The following is a 17073-nucleotide window of genomic DNA, read 5'->3' as shown; positions in this document are numbered from 1 at the left end:
CAACGTTAGGAAGGCCTTGAACATGTCTGTTTTCGAGCACGTCGAACTGGCTCCTGCCGATCCGATCCTGGGTCTGACAGAGGCCTTCAAGGCAGATGAACGCACTTCCAAGGTGAACCTCGGCATTGGCGTATACCTCGACGATCAGGGACGGATACCGCTGATGGAGTGCGTCCGCGCTGAGGAGGACCGGCTGGCCGCCGCTGCGAAGCCGCACGTCTACCTCGGCATCGACGGGTTCCCGGAATACGTGCGACTGGCCAGGGAGCTGGTGTTCGGACCCGGCTCGCCCGCTGTCGCGGAGAAGCGCATCGCCACGGTGCAGAGCCTCGGCGGCACCGGCGCGCTGAAGGTCGGGGCCGATTTCATTGCCACCCTGGCCCCTGGAGCCACGGTCCTGGTCTCCGACCCCTCGTGGGAGAACCATCGCGCGATCTTCGCGCGCACCGGTTTCAATGTCGGCACCTATCGGTACTACGACGCCGCGTCCAGGAGCCTCGACATCGACGGCATGGTCGCCGACCTTGAGGCAGCCGGGCCTGGCAGCGTCGTGGTGCTGCACGCCTGCTGCCACAATCCGACGGGATATGACCTGACGCCGGATCAGTGGGACCGGGTGATCCAGGTGATCGCGGACCGCGCGCTGATTCCTTTCCTCGACATGGCCTACCAGGGTTTCGGGACCGGGGTTGCCGAGGACGGCGCCGTGATCTCGCGTTTCGTGGCGGCGGGACTGCCCCTGTTCGTCTCCACCTCGTTCTCGAAGTCTTTCGGACTCTATGGCGAACGCATCGGTGCGCTGCACATCGTCTGCCAGGATGAGCAGGAGGCCAGGCGGGTCCTGTCGCAGGTGAAGATCTGCATTCGCACCAACTATTCAAACCCGTCAACACACGGAGCGGCCATCGTCGCCGGCGTCCTCGGGGATCCGGCCCAGCGGGCCTCATGGGAGCGGGAACTCGACCAGATGCGCAACCGCATCAAACAGATGCGGGCCCGCCTGGTCGAGGGGCTGCGCGCTACGGGCATCGAGGACATGGACTTCATCGCCCAGCAGGCAGGCATGTTCAGCTACTCGGGCCTGTCGAGGGATCAGATGCTGGCGTTGCGCCGGGAACACGGCATCTACGGCACCGAGAAGGGCCGGATGTGTGTGGCAGCCCTCAACGAGGCAAACCTGGAGACCGTGGTCAAGGCGATAGCAGCGGTCAGGCAGTAAACACGATGGCTCCTGGAGTCCTGACCGCCGGGGCGGGCCCCTCAGGCCGAGGCAATGACGAACATCAGGAATGTGACATAGACGCAGGTGATCAGGACCCTGACCTGGCCGAGATAGAAGCGGAACAACGCCCTGCGGTAGGCGAAGATGCTGGGGGCTGTTGCCCAGCCTGGCTGTTCACGCGGGTCGGCGCCTATGAACTGGGCCTTCAGGGTCCAGCCTGGCCGGGTTCCGAATCGTGACATGCCCTCCAGGTGGATCTTCCCACCCTCGGCCAGCGATCTGAGGCTGCCCCGGGCGAGCAGCGCCCCTAGGACCATCACGACCGCGTGATCCACCAGCGTAAGTATCTGCAAACCCCACGACCCCGCAAACCGCAGCAGCGGCCCGACGACCGCCTTCCAAGGGTCGGCATCGCTGACGTAGCTGCACGCTATGGCGAAACCACCCACCATCAGCAGCCGGAACAGGGCCCCGAACATGCAGGACCACTGCGGCTGACGGCTGGTCACCTCCCCGGCGACCAGAGAGACAGCCACGACCCCGACCAGGCCGAGGTTCGCGATCATCACCCAGTCCAGGTATCCCCTGATGGGACGGAACAGCAGCCCAGGCAGCATCAGGACCACGGTGATGTAGACGGCCGTCCTGACACGCGAGTACAGCCACCGCACCCAGGCGACGAAACGCCGGTCCCACACCTGTCTCCGATACTGGTTCAGCTCGCGGCGCCGGCGTTCTCTCTCCGACTCGGCCGCGACAGCTGCCGACGGCTGGGCCGGCGAGGATACAGACGCCATGGCGTCGACCTCGGTTGGCGTGACCCGCCAGGTCTGTTGCGGGGCCGTAGCCGGCTGGACAGGGGCCATCGGCACCGTGATAGCCGGCAACTCCACAGTGGGGGTGTCGTCTTCAAAGGCCAGGGGATCGTCTCGCAAGTTCTCTCCTCAGCGTTGCCCCCATTTCCCGGGACCCTAAAGTCAGTCTAGGTAGTCGCGGAGCACCTGAGAACGCGACGGGTGCCGCAGCTTGCTCATGGTCTTCGACTCGATCTGCCGGATGCGTTCCCGGGTGACCCCGTAGACCTTGCCGATCTCGTCCAGGGTCTTCGGCTGCCCGTCGGTGAGTCCGAAACGCATCGACACCACCCCGGCCTCCCGCTCCGAGAGGGTATCGAGGACGTCGTTGAGCTGCTCCTGCAGCAGGGTGAAGTTGACGGCGTCCGCAGGGACGACCGCCTCGGAGTCTTCGATGAGGTCGCCGAACTCGGAGTCGCCGTCCTCACCCAGCGGGGTATGCAGTGAGATCGGCTCGCGGCCGTATTTCTGTACCTCGACCACCTTCTCAGGAGTCATGTCCAGTTCGCGGGCCAGTTCCTCCGGGGTTGGCTCCCTGCCGAGGTCCTGCAGCATCTGCCGCTGCACACGGGCCAGTTTGTTGATGACCTCGACCATGTGCACGGGAATCCGGATCGTGCGGGCCTGATCGGCCATGGCCCGGGTGATGGCCTGCTTGATCCACCAGGTGGCGTAGGTGGAGAACTTGTACCCCTTGGTGTAGTCGAACTTCTCAACCGCCCGGATCAAGCCCAGGTTCCCCTCCTGAATCAGGTCGAGGAACAACATCCCGCGTCCCGTGTAGCGCTTCGCGAGAGAGACGACGAGACGCAGGTTGGCCTCCAAGAGGTGGTTCTTGGCGTTGCGGCCGTCATTGGCGATCCACTCGAAATCCTCAAGATCGTCGGGAAGGATCGGGTTATCGGCGTCCGAGATCCGCTCCTCAGCGAAAAGGCCGGCCTCGATGCGCTTGGCCAGCTCGACCTCCTCGACGGCGTTGAGCAGCGCCACCTTGCCGATCTGCTTCAGGTAGTCCTTGACGGGATCGGCGGTGGCGCCGGCCGAGACGACCTGTTGCTCCGGCTCGTCGGCATCGTCCTTGTCCGAGAGCGAGAAGCCCTCTTCCTCGACGAGCTCCTTCTCGAGGGTGGCTTCTTTCTCCTCGATGAACTGGGAGTCGTCCACCTCGTCAAGGGAGCGTTTCTTGCCTCCCACCTTCAGCACGACATCGTTGCCGTCACGCTGCACCTCGACCTCGATCTCGCCGGAGGTGACCTGGGCAATGGTCGGGCCATCCGCCTCGGCCGTCGGCTCGGGCTTGGACCGTGATCGGGTGGTTTTGGTAGCGGCCTTGGCCGTAGCCGTCGTCGCACGACTGGTCTTGGCCGTCGCCTTGACCCCAGTGGCTTTGGCGCGGGCGCTCCGGGTGCCGGAAACTGTCTTTTCCTTGGTGTCGATCTTCGCGGCCTTGGCCTTCGGTTCGGCCTTCACGGCTTTCTTCTTTGGTTCAGCCTTCGTGGCCCCCGCCTTCGATTCAGATTTCGTTGTCTTCGTGGCACGGGTGCGCTTGGTGGCGGGTTTGGCCTTCTCCGGGGCATCCGCAACGATGGTGGCGGTTTTCCTCGTGCGACTACGGGTGGTCTTCGGAGCCTGTTCGGAGCTCGAACCAGAGGTCACAGCGGTTTCTCCTCGCGTCTGGGCACAGAGCACCCCGTTGCGGTCAAGGGGCGTCTGAGCAATCATTCCACGGCCTTCCCCCACACTCAAACGCACGCCTACGGGAAGTCCCCATCCCGGGCCCGGGCCTCACCGCACCGGACGTCATACCACGGTCTGAGATACCCCTGAGATAACGATTGGGTCACGATTGCGGGAACCTTTGCCCTCCTGGACGCGTTTAGATGGGCATAGACGTCAGAAAGGCGGACCCAATGATCATGACTGCGCGAACCCGCAGCACCGACGGTATCGATGGCAAGGATGCCGTTGGGCTCTACCTGGACGCGATAGCCAAGACCCCTCTGCTGAGCGCCGAGGAGGAGGTGCAGCTGGCCCGTGCCATCGAGGCCGGACTGTTCGCCCAGGAAATCCTCGACGGCAATGAGACCACCTCGACAGACGCCACCCGTGAAGAACTGGAGCAGCTCGTCGAGCTCGGTGAGCAGGCCATGCAGCGTTTCATCAAGGCGAACCTGCGCCTGGTGGTCTCCGTGGCCCGGAAATACGGCCGCGCTCAGATGCCGCTGCTCGACCTGGTGCAGGAGGGCAACACCGGCCTGATCCGGGCGGTGGAGAAGTTCGACTACACCAAGGGATTCAAGTTTTCCACCTATGCCACCTGGTGGGTGCGGCAGGCCATTTCCCGCGGCATCGCCCAGCAGGGCCGTATCGTGCGCCTCCCCGTGCACGTGGCCGAACAGGTCAACCAGGTCTCCGCGGTACGCCGCAACCTGGAGCGCACCCTCGGCCGCGAACCGGAGGTGGGTGAGATCGCCGACGAGCTGAATCTGGCCGAGGACAAGGTCGTCGACCTGATCCGCTACGCCCGCGACCACGTCTCCCTCGACGCCCCCGTCGAGGCTGACGGCGACACCGCGCTCGGCGACCTGATCGCCCGCGAGACCGCCCCGGGCCCCGATGAGGTGGTGCTCGACGCGGAGGAACGTGCCCGCCTCGACGGCATGCTCTCAGCACTCGATGACCGTTCCGCCGACGTGGTGCGACGCCGCTACGGTCTCCTCGATGGCCGGCAAGCCAAACTGGCCGACATCGGCCAGCACTGGGGGATCACCGCTGAGCGGGTGCGGCAGATCGAGCGCCTCGCCCTCGCCAAGATGCGCGAGTACCAGGCAGCCGCCTGAACTCGCGTATCCCCTGATCCGGCTCAGCCGACGAGCCGGATCAGCCCTTCCTGGGCGCAGGAGGCAACCAGCTGACCGTTCTGGAACAGCCGCCCCTGGCAGAACCCGCGAGCCCCGGAGGCCGATGGGGAGACCATGTCGTAAAGCAACCACTCGTCGCAGCGGGCCGGACGATGGAACCACATGGCGTGGTCGATGGAGGCGGCCTGTATCTGCGGAGACAGGAACTCGACCTCGTGCTGCACAGTCGAGACGCTAAGCAGCAGCAGGTCGGTCAGGTAGGCCAGCACAGCTGAATGGAGCCGCTGGTCACCAGGCATCGGTTCCTGGGTACGAACCCAGGCCCTCATAACCCCGCCGTTCTGGCTCGGCACGGGGGTGGATGCCAGGCGGACATCAAGGGCATCCCACTCCGACAGCATCCGGATCGGGGTCCCGAAACGCTCCTCCAGCGCCTGAGTTAGCGACGACGACTCCTCCGGCGAAGCGACCGACTCCGGCTGTACCGCAGAATGAGTCAGGCCCTCCTCCTGCTCCTGGAAGGAGACGTTCAGGTCGAAGATCACGCTGTCGTACTGGCGGGTGATCACCCTGCGCGCCGAGAAGGTGCGACCGTCACGGATATGCTCCACACCGAAACGCAAGGGCTCCCGGCGGTTCCCCGGGCGCAAGAAATAACCGTGCAGGGAGTGGACCGCCCGGCTCTCGGGGACGGTTCGCATGGCTGCGACGAGGGTCTGAGCCATCACTTGCCCGCCAAACAGTCTCTGCCACTGCGTGTCCGGCTGGGGACCCCGGAACTTGTCCTTGCCGACCTCGACGAGGTCGAACAGCTGGATCAGGTCTTTCGTGGTCGCGGGCACCCGGCCATTATCACCCGATTCTGCCCATCGCCTGCGAGATGCGTTTGGCTGAGACAGGCACCAGGGTGCGTGTTCCCTGTGCGAACAGGCTGACCCTGAACTCCTCCAGCAGGAATGCGATCTCCTCCACCTCGGGGGACAGCGGGCCTGGAGGCTGCGTGTCGCACAACTCGGCGTAGCGGGATTCCAGCTCCGAGATCTCGGCACGGTTCCGCTCGTGCCTGCTGGGGTTTTTGCCGCGCGCAACAAGCCGGGTCTCGCAGGCCCCAACCCAGACGGGGACACGGTCAAACCACGGATCCGGCGTGGCGGAGATGAATCTCCTGAAGGTGAGGTTGGCCAGCTGCTCGGTGATGTCCTGCCGCACTTCGTCGTCCACCGGCAGCCCGGCGAGCAGGCGCTCCACCCGGGCCTGAGCCGCCAACGCCCGCGCGGCAGTCGAGACCACAGCGGCTGTTGTCTCAGGGCAATCGGCGCGCACTGCCTCCGCCACCCGCCGGAACTCCTGCTCATCGCGCACCCGCACTGGATCCGTGATCGCTCGCAACAACCGGTCGGAGGCCTTCAGCCAGGCGTCCTCAAGCAGTTCCGGCACCGAGGAGTACTGGCTGGAGCCGAGCGCGAGCTTCTCCTGGTTGCCAAGGTGCGAGACCACCCAGCGGACCGGCGATGGATTCACCAGGGTCAGCAGGCGCCGCACCCCCAGGGCGTGGAGACGCTCTGCCCTCACGGATGTGTCCACCACCTGCACCCCGACGCTGCTCCCCTCATCCACGAGGCAGGGATAGCCTTCCACTCCCCCGCCGAGGCGCCGCGTGACGGGAAGCCTCCCGAAACTCCAGTCGGTCTGCCCCGTCGTCGCGACCCTCCCCGCGGAGCGTGTAAGCCGGGAGGCGATCTTGGCGCTGAGCCGGGTCTTGAGCGCGGCTAGGTCTTCGCCGCGGTCCACCTCACGGCGGCCCTCGAACACGATGAACATGGGACGCAGGTGGTGATCCACCGCATCCAGGCGCCAGTTATCAGAAGCCACCCGCTCCCCCGTGAGCGCGGTGAGCGCCCTGCCGAGGGCGTCTGGGAAATAGCTGGTGTCGCTGACCCCCTGCTCCCGGAGCCAAGCGACGGCACGGCGAGCGAAATCCGGGGCAGGCACGAACGCTGTGCGGATCCTCTTGGGAAGACCCCGGATCAGGGCCGTCGCGAGTTCCTCGCGCAGCCCCGGCACCTGCCAGGTAAAGGGCGCCGGGTCCAGGGCTCCCAGCTGTTCCAGCCGGACCTCGACCGTGACACCGTCGTGGCCCGCCCCAGGGTCGTAGACGTAGGTGACCGGCAGCTCCAGTCCCGACACCACCCATCTGTCGGGGAAGTCAGCGATGTTGAGCGCACCGGGGTCGGTCATGCAGTCCGCGGGGCTCAGGCGCAGCCCTGAGTCATCGTCCAAGGACTTCAGGTAGCGTTCGAAGGCAGCACCGGAGACGACCTCGGGGGGTAGCCGGGTGGCGTAGAAATCGTAGAGAGCCTGGTCGGAGATCAGCAGCTCCGGCCGACGCATCCGGTCGGTGAGCCGCTCCGCCTCGTCGTAGGCGAACCGATTGGCAGCTACGACGGGGTTGCGGGTCTCCCAGGCCCGTTCCACCAGCCCGGTGCGGATGAAGATCGCACGGGCCTGCTCAGGATGGGCGACGGCGTAGTTGGTGCGGCGTCCGGAGATGACCAGCACGCCGAACAGACTCACGGTCTCGCTGGCGATGACCGTGGCACTGCGAGGCGAGAAGGCCGGTTCGGAGAGAGTGCGGGTCACCAGGTCACCGGCGGCTCGCTCTACCTGTGCAGCCGTCACCGGCGCGACGGTGCGCGCCCACAGACGGGAGGTCTCCACGAGCTCATAGGCCACCACCAGCGGCGGCGTGGACTCTGCACACGCCGAGCCAGGCGTGATGGCGAACCGCGCGCCACGTGTCCCCTGGTACTCAGTCAGGGGACGGCGCCGTCCCTGGGTTCTCGGGAGTGGTGGCAGCGCTAATCCGATATTAGAAAGCAGGCCGGTCAGCAGGCAGTCGAGGACCACGTCCATCGCGGCAGTGCCTTTGTCCGGCAGGTCAAGTTCCCGGCAGACCTCACGAAGCTGGGAGACGAGATCCTCCCACTCCCGGAAACGCACGAAGTGCAGGAACTCCGCACGGCAGAGTTTGCGGAAAGCGCTGCCCGACAGCTTCCGGCGCTGACCCCGCAGATAGTCCCAGACGTTCAGCAAAGCCTCGAAGTCACCTCCCGCCAAGGACCCTCTCGGCTGTTTCCCAGGCCGGGTCCCAGTGTGCACGGTGTGACGTCTCGGCTCTGTGCCCTCAGGCTCCGGTTCGGCGACGACTGGCTGGCTGAAACGCCGGTGCAGCTCATCGGCGGCCTGCTGGTTGTCTGTGGGGCGTTCCCGCACGTCGGGCACGGTCAGTCCGGCGACAATCACCTGAACCTGGTGCAGGGCACCACGCCGGGCACCCTCGATGAGCATCCGGCCGAGCCGCGGGTCGACAGGCATCCTCGCCAGCAGCCGCCCCACGCGGGTGAGCCTGACCTGTTCACGGCGGCGGCGCGGCTTGATGGCGCCGAGCTCCTGCAGCACCCGCAGGCCGTCGCTGATCTGCGAGGCCACCGGGGCCTCGACGAAGGGAAAGCTCTCGACATCCCCCAGCCCCGCCTGCGCCATCTGGAGGATGACGGTGGCTAGGTTCGTGCGCAGGATCTCCGGCTCAGTGAACTCGGGGCGGGAAGCGAAGTCCTCCTGGCTGTACAGCCGGATCGCGACGCCGGGGCCGAGCCTGCCACAGCGGCCGGCCCGCTGGTTTGCGCTGGCCTGCGAGACCGGTTCGATCGGCAGCCGCTGCACCTTGGTGCGTGCCGAGTAGCGGGAGATGCGGGCTGTGCCGGTGTCGATCACGAAGCGGATTCCCGGCACGGTGATCGAGGTCTCCGCGACGTTCGTCGCCAAGATCACGCGCCTGCCTGCGTGTGACTGAAACACCTTCTGCTGGTCAGCCGCAGCCAGCCGCGCATACAGGGGTACCGTCTCCCAGCCGGACAGCTTCAACGCCCGGATGGCGTCCGCGGCATCCCGGATCTCCCGTTCCCCGGACAGGAACACCAGCACATCCCCCGAGGAGGTGGTGGCCGCCAGTTCCTCGACAGCCATGGCGATGGCGTCCACCTCGTCGATTCCCTCCCCGGCAGGCTGGTAGCGGACCTCCACCGGGTGGGTGCGTCCGGACACCTCGACGACCGGCGCATCGCCGAAGTGGGCGGCGAACCGGGCAGTGTCGATGGTCGCTGAGGTAACGACCACCCGCAGCTCCGGTCTACGCGCCAGGAGCTGCTTGAGGTAGCCCAGCAGGAAGTCGATATTGAGGCTGCGTTCATGGGCCTCGTCGATGATGATCGTGTCGTAGCGCCTCAGGTCGCGGTCGTGAGCCAGCTCGCTGAGCAGCACACCGTCGGTCATCACCTTGATGCGGGTCGCGTGGCTAACCCTCCGGGTGAACCGCACCTGATATCCGACGAATTCCCCGAGCTGCGTCCCGCATTCCTCCGCGATCCGGTGCGCGACCGTACGGGCGGCGATTCTTCTCGGCTGCGTGTGGGCGATCCGTTCCCGTCCCGCCAGCAGGCAGATCTTCGGGAGCTGGGTGGTCTTTCCCGATCCGGTCTCGCCGGCGACCACAACCACCTGGTGGTCGCGGATCAGGGAGGCGATCAACGGCGCCTCCGCTGAGATCGGAAGCGCCGGATCGAAGGTGAGGTGTGGCTGCTGGTTCACTTACCGTGGGTGATGTATAGCGGACACAGCGAATGGGCCATCAAGCCACGCAGCAGGCCTCCCAGCCCGAACCCCGGGATAGCCTCCTCGCCAGCGCCCAGCACAAGCAGGTCGTAATTCTCCGAGCGTGTCACGAACTCGTTGATCGGGGTGGCCGCCACGACCGCCACCTCGTAAGGAACATCCGGGAAGGTTTTGGCCTGCTCCACTGCCATCGCCTCGATGCCGCCCCCGGTGAAACGGATCAGCTCCTCCAGGTCGGCAGGCCCGAGTTTCGGGCCGAACAGCCCGATGGGCGGCTGCAGGGCATGGACGATCTCAAGCCGCGCCCCGAGCAATTGGGCCTGCTCAAAACCCGCGGTCAGCGTGGAACGATTCACCCGGCTGGTGTTGAGCCCGACCCCGATCAGCTTCTTATGCCCCACATCCTGCGGATGGGCCGCAGCCGAGATCACCAGCACAGGGCAGTGGGAGCCGGCCACAACGGAGACACTTGTGGAGCCGACGAACATCCGCTCCAGCCCAGAGACAGAGCGTCTGCCCACGACGATGAGGTCAGCCACCTCGCTGAGCCGGCCCAATACCCCGCCAGGTGATCCGAGCACCACCTCGGTGCGGATACGTTCCTCCCCCAGGCCAGTCTCACGGGCTTTGGTGGCGGCGGCCTCGTTGGCGCTGACTCCTGCGTTCTGCAGCACCTCCGGGTCGTAGACAACACCCCATGCCCCAGCCAGCATGGCATCGTCGACGGCGTGCACCAGCAGCAGCTCACCATCGATCTCAGCGGCGAAGCTGGCGCCGTATTTGACGGCGCGCAGACCATCCTCACTGCCATCGACACCCACCACTATGAGCTTGCGGTCCTCCATGTCATCCTCCTCAACTCTGGGGCACTGGATTGCCGGAAATCACCCGGCCCGTCACTTCTTCAACATTCACCGCCACGCTGACCGGCTGGTTGTGCGCCAGGAAACTGACGGATCCGGCAACCTCGCTGGGCCCGCTTGTCCCCCGGACCAGCACCGACCACCCGACCGCGGTGCCGTGGTCGATCTCATCTACCTGGAAAGCCACCTGCGTGGGTTCAGCGAGCCGCGCCAGCGGGGATGCGGGACTGGTGTGGAAAACCACTGCACCGTTGATCAGCCGGTAGTTCACGGGAAGCACGGTCAAGCCGTCAGCTCCCTGCCAGACCACACGCCCGACCCCGCCGCCCCCCAGCAGGCGCAGGCACTCGGGAACGTCCAGCCGTTCGAAGTATGTGACCTCAGCCATGGGAGAACTCTAGTGTCTGACGACGACAGTCCGCGCACCATATCGATATCGTCCCCAGGTTCAGACCTACCCGGACACCAGCTGGTGGCAGAACGGCACATTCAGCCCGCGGACGGGAAGGTGGTGCGTCCGCCCAACTTGTGGGCCAGGTCGTCATCGATACCGTCCGCCACCTGGGAGATGGATTCGAGGGCCTGCCTCAGGTGCCGGGGGACGAAGGGCTGGGCGGGAACCGAGACCTGGACGAAAACGCGATCCCTGTGCAGGGCGAAACGGCAGTAGCGGGACTCCACATTCAGGTCGTTGAGCACCTCGCAGGCCCGGGAACGGCCATTGACATCGTGGACGAGCGCCGCGAACAACACCAGTTCCTTGAAATCCGGGGTGGAGCGGCAGAACACCATCGTGGAGCCGACGCGGATGGCGACCTCCCCCGCGGCATTACGCAGAGCCGGATGCCCGAACATCTGTTCCAGTTCGGCGTCGACAATCGAGTCGAGCTGGGCCTGGCTGCTGGGGAGCACAACGCCATAGGTTCCGGGAGCCGGTGGGGTCAGGCCGCCATCGCTGGCTGTCAGCAACTCCGCGAGCTGGTCAGGTTCCAGGAAGATCGGGTGCAGCACCCCCACGATCTCGGTCATGGTGGCGGTGGTGAGATTCGCCAGCTCACCGGCCTCCTCCTGGTCCCGCCTGGCGGTGAAACCCTGGGGGGAGGCAGCCCAGCCGAGCTCCTCAAGCTGTGGGGAATCGACGCCGACGAGAGTAGCCTCGACGATCCCCGGCTCGACCGCCGAGAACCGCACCGCGGGGTGTGCCTCGCGAGAGTCCTGACTGCTGACGGCAGAGATGGTCAGGTCGGCGCTGGCATCCATCACCGACAGCACATCGGCGAGCCTCTCAGTGAAGTCCGCCCACGCTTGCTTGGTGGTTTTGTCCAGATCGAAATCTTCAATATCAGCCATGCAGCCCACCTCCGGGATTCAACCTAGCAAACCGGCAACAATACGGGTGTCCCGGCTGCGGGCACACTCTCTGAAGCGGTTCATGGGCAGCGGTAACACTATCCCGGGCTCATTGAGGGTGTCCTAAAATTATCCCGTTCCCTGATGCGAGAGGACGCCATGCATCCCCAGGACTGGCAGCTGCCGTATGAGTTGATGCTCCTGAGCCTGTTCTGCATAGTCATGGCACGCTCGAACGGCACCTACTGGCTCGGGAGGGGCATCATCACCGGCACAAGCCACACACGCTGGAAACGCATACTGGAGACCCGGCTATACCGCGTCGGCTGTTCGTGGCTGAACCGCTGGGGACCAGCCGCCGTCACCCTCAGCTTCCTGGTAGTCGGGCTCCAGACCATGGTCAGCCTGGCTGCGGGGGTGGCGCGGATGCCGCTGCGCCGCTACCTGCCCGCGGTGATCGTGGGCTGCGTCATCTGGGCATTCATCTGGGGCACTGGCGGGATGATCAGCCTGGTGGTCATCTCCCAGGCCTGGGAGCACAGCCCGGTGCTGACGGTCGCCGGGCTAGTCGTGGTCGCTGTGGCGGTGATCGGTTTCAACCTGCTGGGACGTCACCGTGGCGATCAGCCGTCGAAACGACGCGACGCCCCCTTGTCCGCCGACTGTGCCAGGGAGCCGTAGATCTTCAGCGCAGTCGAGACCTGCCGCTGACGGGTCGCAGGCCGGTAACCCCCGCCGGTCTCCAGCTCCGCGCGCCGGGCAGCGAGTTCCTCATCGGGAACATTCAGCGAGATCAACCGGTTGGGGATGGAGATGGTGATCTCGTCGCCGGTGCGCACCAAGGCGATCGGGCCCCCGGAGGCCGCCTCGGGGGAGACATGCCCGATGGACAGCCCTGAGGACCCGCCCGAGAAGCGCCCATCGGTGATGAGCGCGCACTTGGGTCCAAGGCCCAGTCCCTTCAGATAAGACGTCGGATACAGCATCTCCTGCATCCCCGGGCCGCCCTTGGGGCCCTCGTAGCGGACGATGACGACGTCTCCCTCCTTCACCTTCTTGCCGAGGATGGACTCCACGGCCTCCTCCTGGGATTCGGTGACGAAGGCGGTTCCCGTGAAATCCCATTGGTGTTCCGGCACACCCGCGGTCTTCACGATCGCCCCGTCGGGGGCGAGGTTCCCCTTCAACACAGCCAGGCCGCCATCGGTGGTGTAGGGATGCTCGACGGAGCGGATGCACCCGGACTCGGAGTCGGTGTCCAGAGACTCCCAGCGATTGGTGGAACTGAAGGGAACCGTGGTGCGCACCCCGCCAGGGGCAGCGTGGAACAGCTCGATGGCCCTGTCCGTCGCACTACCACCGCGGATGTCCCAGTCAGCCAGCCACTGCTCCAGCGACGGCGAGTGCACCGAGTGGACATCCTCGTCGAGTTTCCCCCCGCGACGCAGCTCCCCGAGGATCGCCGGAATCCCGCCAGCACGATGGACATCCTCCATGAAGTAGCGCTCCGAGTTGGGAGCCACTTTCGACAGGCAAGGGGTGACGCGGGAGATGGCGTCGATGTCGTCCTGGTCGAAGTCCACCGCCGCCTCCTGGGCGGCGGCCAGCAGGTGCAGGACGGTGTTGGTGGAGCCACCCATCGCCACATCCAGGCGCATCGCGTTGCTGAACGCCTGCTTCGTGGCGATGGACAGCGGCAGCACCGAGGCATCGTCCTCGTCGTACCACCGGCGGCACAGGTCGACGATCAACCGTCCCGCATTCACGAACAGGTCGCGGCGGGCGGCCGCGGTGGCGAGAGTGGAGCCGTTTCCAGGCTGGGCCAGGCCGATCGCCTCCAGCAGGCAGTTCATGGAGTTCGCGGTGAACATCCCCGAGCAGGAACCACAGGTGGGGCAGGCACTGGCCTCGATGCGGCCCAGCTCCTCGTCGCTGACATCTGGGTCCACGGCGGCCGTCATCGCGTTGACCAGGTCGAGGGAGGTCGTGGCCTGCCCGTCCCGGATGATGGCCTTGCCGGCCTCCATGGGCCCGCCGGAGACGAACACCGTCGGGATGTTGAGCCGCAGCGCGGCCAGCAGCATCCCGGGGGTGATCTTGTCGCAGTTGGAGATACACACCAACGCGTCAGCGCAGTGGGCGTTCACCATGTACTCCACCGCGTCGGCGATCAGTTCCCGGCTCGGCAGCGAATACAGCATGCCCCCATGCCCCATGGCGATACCGTCATCAACGGCGATGGTGTTGAACTCGCGGCCAACCGCCCCGGCCTCCTTGATGGACTCCGAGACGAGCCTGCCCATGTCGCGCAGGTGGACATGCCCAGGCACGAACTGCGTGAAGGAGTTCGCCACCGCAATAATGGGTTTGCCGAAATCAGAGTCGGTGATCCCCGTGGCGCGCCAGAGCGCACGGGCGCCGGCCATGTTGCGACCATGAGTGGACGTGCGGGAACGCAGCGCAGGCATATTTCTCCTTCATGCGTTGAACTCGCCAAGTGTACGGGGTAGAGCAAGGAATCCACCGATAAGGATTGCCTGACTCAGCGGATATCCCGCCCTGTCTGAGCCACTGTGATCGCTATCGGCGCACCGCGCCCATTACGGTAGGTAGAGCCCCATACGGTAGGCGCACATCATTTCCTGGCCGGGAGCCTGACCACCTGGAACTCCTGCCGCAGTATGACCGATCATCGATGAGAACATTGACTCGGCACGGACACTGCACCGCTGATCCACGCGACTGGCTAGCCGCGGATGAGCTGGGCTAAGGCGTCCACGCCTGCCGGTTCCCTGTCCGCGCCTGCCCGCCAGCGGAGCCTCTGAGGCATGATGGCTGGCGTGACCAGTGTTTTCGACGCCGCCGCCCGAGATTTCATCGCCCTGGCTCCATTGTTGTGGGACCGTGTAGGCCAGATCGTCGTCGAGTCAGCACCTCCCCAGGACGGCGCACGGGTGCTGGATGCCTGCTGCGGCGCCGGGTCAGCGGCACTCCCCGCCGCCGAATGCGCCGGGCCCAACGGACAGGTGGACTGTGTCGATCTGTCCGCTCCGTTGATCGAGGCGCTAAAGAGCCGCCTGGCCGATTCGCCCTACCTGGGGAGAGTGCATGCCTTCACCGCCGACATCACCACCTGGGAAGCTGGACCCTACGATCAGGTTCTCTGCATCCTCGGGCTTCCCTTCATCCCCGACCCGGCTGGTGGCGCAGCTCACCTGGCCGGGTTGCTCGGCCCCACTGGGAAGCTGGTCATCGCCCACTGGCGCTCCTCCTCAGACTCACTCGACCTGCCGGGAGTCGGAGCCACCCTGGCTGGGGCTCTGCAGCGTCTCGGAGGTTCGGTGTCACCACCGCATATGGGCCGTGCCAGTTTCAGCAAAGACCTGACCCACCCTGATTCGATGAAGGCCAGGCTGGAGACCCTCGGGCTTGCTGCCGAGGCCACGACAGCGGAGCTGAAGATTCCCCTCGATCCCACGTCCCTCCGGCTGCTGGTGGAGGGCTCAGCTTTCCGGGGGATGCTCACCGGACTCGATGCGACCACCCGCGAACAGGCCCATGCACTCCTGGCAGAGGAGCTGGCGGGCAGGGAGCTGGACGCCTCGCTAGTGGTGGGCACCGGCCAGAGAAGGTATTAACGGGCTTTCAATGGCCTTAAACCAGCTGGGTTACCAGGGGGCAGCCTCGCCACTACCTTGCCAGCACGATGCCCGGGGCCCCTCGCAGCGCCTGCGACCCTACGGCGGGTTCCCTCGCAGCTCAGCGACGGCCGGACCGGGCGCGCCGGGTTCCCCTACCGGCGTCCCTTGAGGTTTCGTCTCCGGTGCCGTAGCCGCGGGACCACCTCTCGCAGGTTCGGCGGATCATCGCGGGTGAAGGTCCATTCCGGGTCGGTGAGCATCCGCGCCGCGGAAAGCCCCGCCACCATCGCTATCACCCCGAACAGCGCGGTTGTTCCCTGCGAGAGCGCCAGGTCCGGACGGTTCTGGTCGATATGGAGCAGGCTCCGCAGGGCTGCCGACCCGGGAATGGAGACCAGTAGGGTCGGCACCGTCATGATGATCTTCTCCAGCCCGAAGATCTTTCCCAGCACGGCACAGCCGAGGCCGATGGTGAAGCACCCCGCAAACGTGGCGATGTGCTCCGCAACACCCAGGTCGATGACTCCAAGCCGCAGGGCATTGCCCAGCACCGCGACCACTCCGGAGGCGATCGCCGTCCCCAGGGGAGAGTTGAGCATCATCGCCCAGCCGACGACGGCGACGAAGCTGGCTACCGCCCTGATCACCCAGAACTGCCATGGCTCGGCAACGAGGGGTGGGACCGCCTCGGCTGCCACCCCTCCGATACGGGCCACGAGCCACACCCCGATCGTGATGGCCAGCAGGATCATCGACGCGTAGGCGGCCCGGGGTAGCCCCGCAGTGAGGTCCAGCCGGGTGAGCTCCAGGCCGGCGGTGACCAAGGGGAAGCCCGGAATCAGGAAGATCGAGGCACAGATGAAGCCTGCGGCCATGCGTGGGCTGGCCTCCCCCAGCAGATGATCCAGCGCACCGGTTCCCAGCAGATAGAGGGCAGAGGCCGTGAAGGCCGACACCAACACCACCGCCAGGTGGTTCAGCTGCCAGCGGCTGAGCCGGCGAAACATCAGGTAGGCCACCGCAGAGGCCGGCAGCACGGCAGTGATCTCGCGCCATCCAGCCCCGGCCAGCACAGCCACGGCTGCACACGCCAAGGCGACCATGATTCCCCGCAGCCAGGCCGGGTACAGGGAGGGTGCGTTCTCGATCCGGTCGAGCTGGCGGTCCAGCTCCGTCGCGGTGATCTTCCCCGGCATCTCATTGCTGAGTTTCTGCAGCATCGCGATGCGGTGCGCGTCGACCCCCGGCTTGGGCACCTCGACCACCTTGGTGCGGAAGACACCCCGGCGCTCCACCGTCATCGCAAGCGATGTGAAAGTGATCGACGACGCGATGTTGCCCAGTCCGAGGGCTGTGGCTGCCCGGCGCATGAGCTGCCTGATCCTCAGTGAGCTGGTGCCGGCCCCGAGCATCATTCCCCCGGCCCGGGCCACCACGTCAGTGCGCCGGATGAGGTGTCTGGGTTCAAGGGAGTCCTCGAACTCCTGGTCGCCGTAGCACTCCGGATCGGGTTGGTTCACGCGGCGAGTCTACGACGCGGCTCCCGCCGTAAGAGCGCAGGCAACACGCCGGCTCCGGGGGAACACCCCGGTGGGCACCAGACCCGACCGG

At 65.9% G+C, this 17073-nt stretch carries 13 protein-coding genes; 4 read left to right on the top strand and 9 right to left on the bottom strand.

The window, feature by feature from the left end; genetic code table 11:
• Window positions 1-22: 22 nt before the first annotated feature.
• Entirely contained in the window at window positions 23-1219 is a 1197-nt protein-coding gene (locus tag SK1NUM_RS05885; RefSeq protein ID WP_212326560.1) for an amino acid aminotransferase, read from the top strand.
• Window positions 1220-1260: 41 nt separating this feature from the next.
• Here SK1NUM_RS05885 and SK1NUM_RS05880 read toward each other — a convergent pair whose 3' ends face one another.
• Window positions 1261-2157, bottom strand: coding sequence for a hypothetical protein (locus tag SK1NUM_RS05880; protein ID WP_212326558.1), 897 nt, complete (start codon window positions 2155-2157; stop codon window positions 1261-1263).
• A 42-nt stretch (window positions 2158-2199) separates the two neighbouring features.
• Window positions 2200-3798 (bottom strand): RNA polymerase sigma factor, encoded by a 1599-nt coding sequence (locus SK1NUM_RS05875; RefSeq protein WP_212326556.1) that lies wholly within the window; start codon window positions 3796-3798, stop codon window positions 2200-2202.
• A 188-nt stretch (window positions 3799-3986) separates the two neighbouring features.
• Here SK1NUM_RS05875 and SK1NUM_RS05870 point away from each other — a divergent pair, with 188 nt between their 5' ends.
• Window positions 3987-4916, top strand: coding sequence for a sigma-70 family RNA polymerase sigma factor (locus SK1NUM_RS05870; RefSeq protein WP_212326554.1), 930 nt, complete (start codon window positions 3987-3989; stop codon window positions 4914-4916).
• A 23-nt stretch (window positions 4917-4939) separates the two neighbouring features.
• On the opposite strand, the gene SK1NUM_RS05865 is transcribed toward SK1NUM_RS05870, so the two are convergent.
• The 5 genes from SK1NUM_RS05865 to SK1NUM_RS05845 all read right to left on the bottom strand — a co-directional run bounded on the left by SK1NUM_RS05865 (window position 4940) and on the right by SK1NUM_RS05845 (window position 11821).
• Window positions 4940-5779, bottom strand: a complete 840-nt coding sequence (locus tag SK1NUM_RS05865) for an acyl-CoA thioesterase (RefSeq protein ID WP_212326552.1) — start codon at window positions 5777-5779, stop codon at window positions 4940-4942.
• Between the two features lie 10 nt (window positions 5780-5789).
• Window positions 5790-9584, bottom strand: coding sequence for an ATP-dependent RNA helicase HrpA (gene hrpA, locus SK1NUM_RS05860; protein ID WP_212326550.1), 3795 nt, complete (start codon window positions 9582-9584; stop codon window positions 5790-5792).
• Window positions 9581-10453 (bottom strand): universal stress protein, encoded by an 873-nt coding sequence (locus SK1NUM_RS05855; RefSeq protein WP_212326541.1) that lies wholly within the window; start codon window positions 10451-10453, stop codon window positions 9581-9583. Before SK1NUM_RS05855 ends, hrpA begins: the two co-directional genes overlap by 4 nt.
• A gap of 10 nt (window positions 10454-10463) precedes the next feature.
• Window positions 10464-10859 (bottom strand): pyridoxamine 5'-phosphate oxidase family protein, encoded by a 396-nt coding sequence (locus SK1NUM_RS05850; protein ID WP_212326527.1) that lies wholly within the window; start codon window positions 10857-10859, stop codon window positions 10464-10466.
• 101 nt (window positions 10860-10960) lie between these two features.
• Window positions 10961-11821, bottom strand: coding sequence for a T3SS (YopN, CesT) and YbjN peptide-binding chaperone 1 (locus tag SK1NUM_RS05845; protein WP_212326525.1), 861 nt, complete (start codon window positions 11819-11821; stop codon window positions 10961-10963).
• Window positions 11822-11965: 144 nt separating this feature from the next.
• On the opposite strand from SK1NUM_RS05845, the gene SK1NUM_RS05840 reads away from it, so the two are divergent.
• A complete protein-coding gene (locus tag SK1NUM_RS05840) occupies window positions 11966-12502 on the top strand; it encodes a DedA family protein (protein WP_212326523.1) in 537 nt (178 codons plus the stop codon).
• Here the strand turns inward: SK1NUM_RS05840 and ilvD are convergent.
• Entirely contained in the window at window positions 12445-14289 is a 1845-nt protein-coding gene (gene ilvD / locus SK1NUM_RS05835) for a dihydroxy-acid dehydratase (RefSeq protein WP_212326520.1), read from the bottom strand. The two genes, SK1NUM_RS05840 and ilvD, sit on opposite strands and share 58 nt — an antisense overlap.
• A 360-nt stretch (window positions 14290-14649) precedes the next feature.
• On the opposite strand from ilvD, the gene SK1NUM_RS05830 reads away from it, so the two are divergent.
• The gene (locus tag SK1NUM_RS05830; RefSeq protein ID WP_212326518.1) at window positions 14650-15459 is read left to right on the top strand and encodes a class I SAM-dependent methyltransferase; all 810 of its coding nucleotides are present in this window, start codon (window positions 14650-14652) and stop codon (window positions 15457-15459) included.
• A gap of 155 nt (window positions 15460-15614) precedes the next feature.
• Here SK1NUM_RS05830 and SK1NUM_RS05825 read toward each other — a convergent pair whose 3' ends face one another.
• Window positions 15615-16982 carry a threonine/serine exporter family protein gene (locus SK1NUM_RS05825; protein ID WP_212326516.1) on the bottom strand — a complete coding sequence of 456 codons (1368 nt, stop codon included), beginning with the start codon at window positions 16980-16982 and terminating at the stop codon, window positions 15615-15617.
• Between the last annotated feature and the right edge of the window lie 91 nt (window positions 16983-17073).

It is taken from the genome of Arachnia rubra (assembly GCF_019973735.1).
GTDB lineage: Bacteria > Actinomycetota > Actinomycetes > Propionibacteriales > Propionibacteriaceae > Arachnia > Arachnia rubra.
Note: the sequence above shows the minus strand (reverse complement) of the source record. Positions and strands in the feature narration are given on the sequence as shown.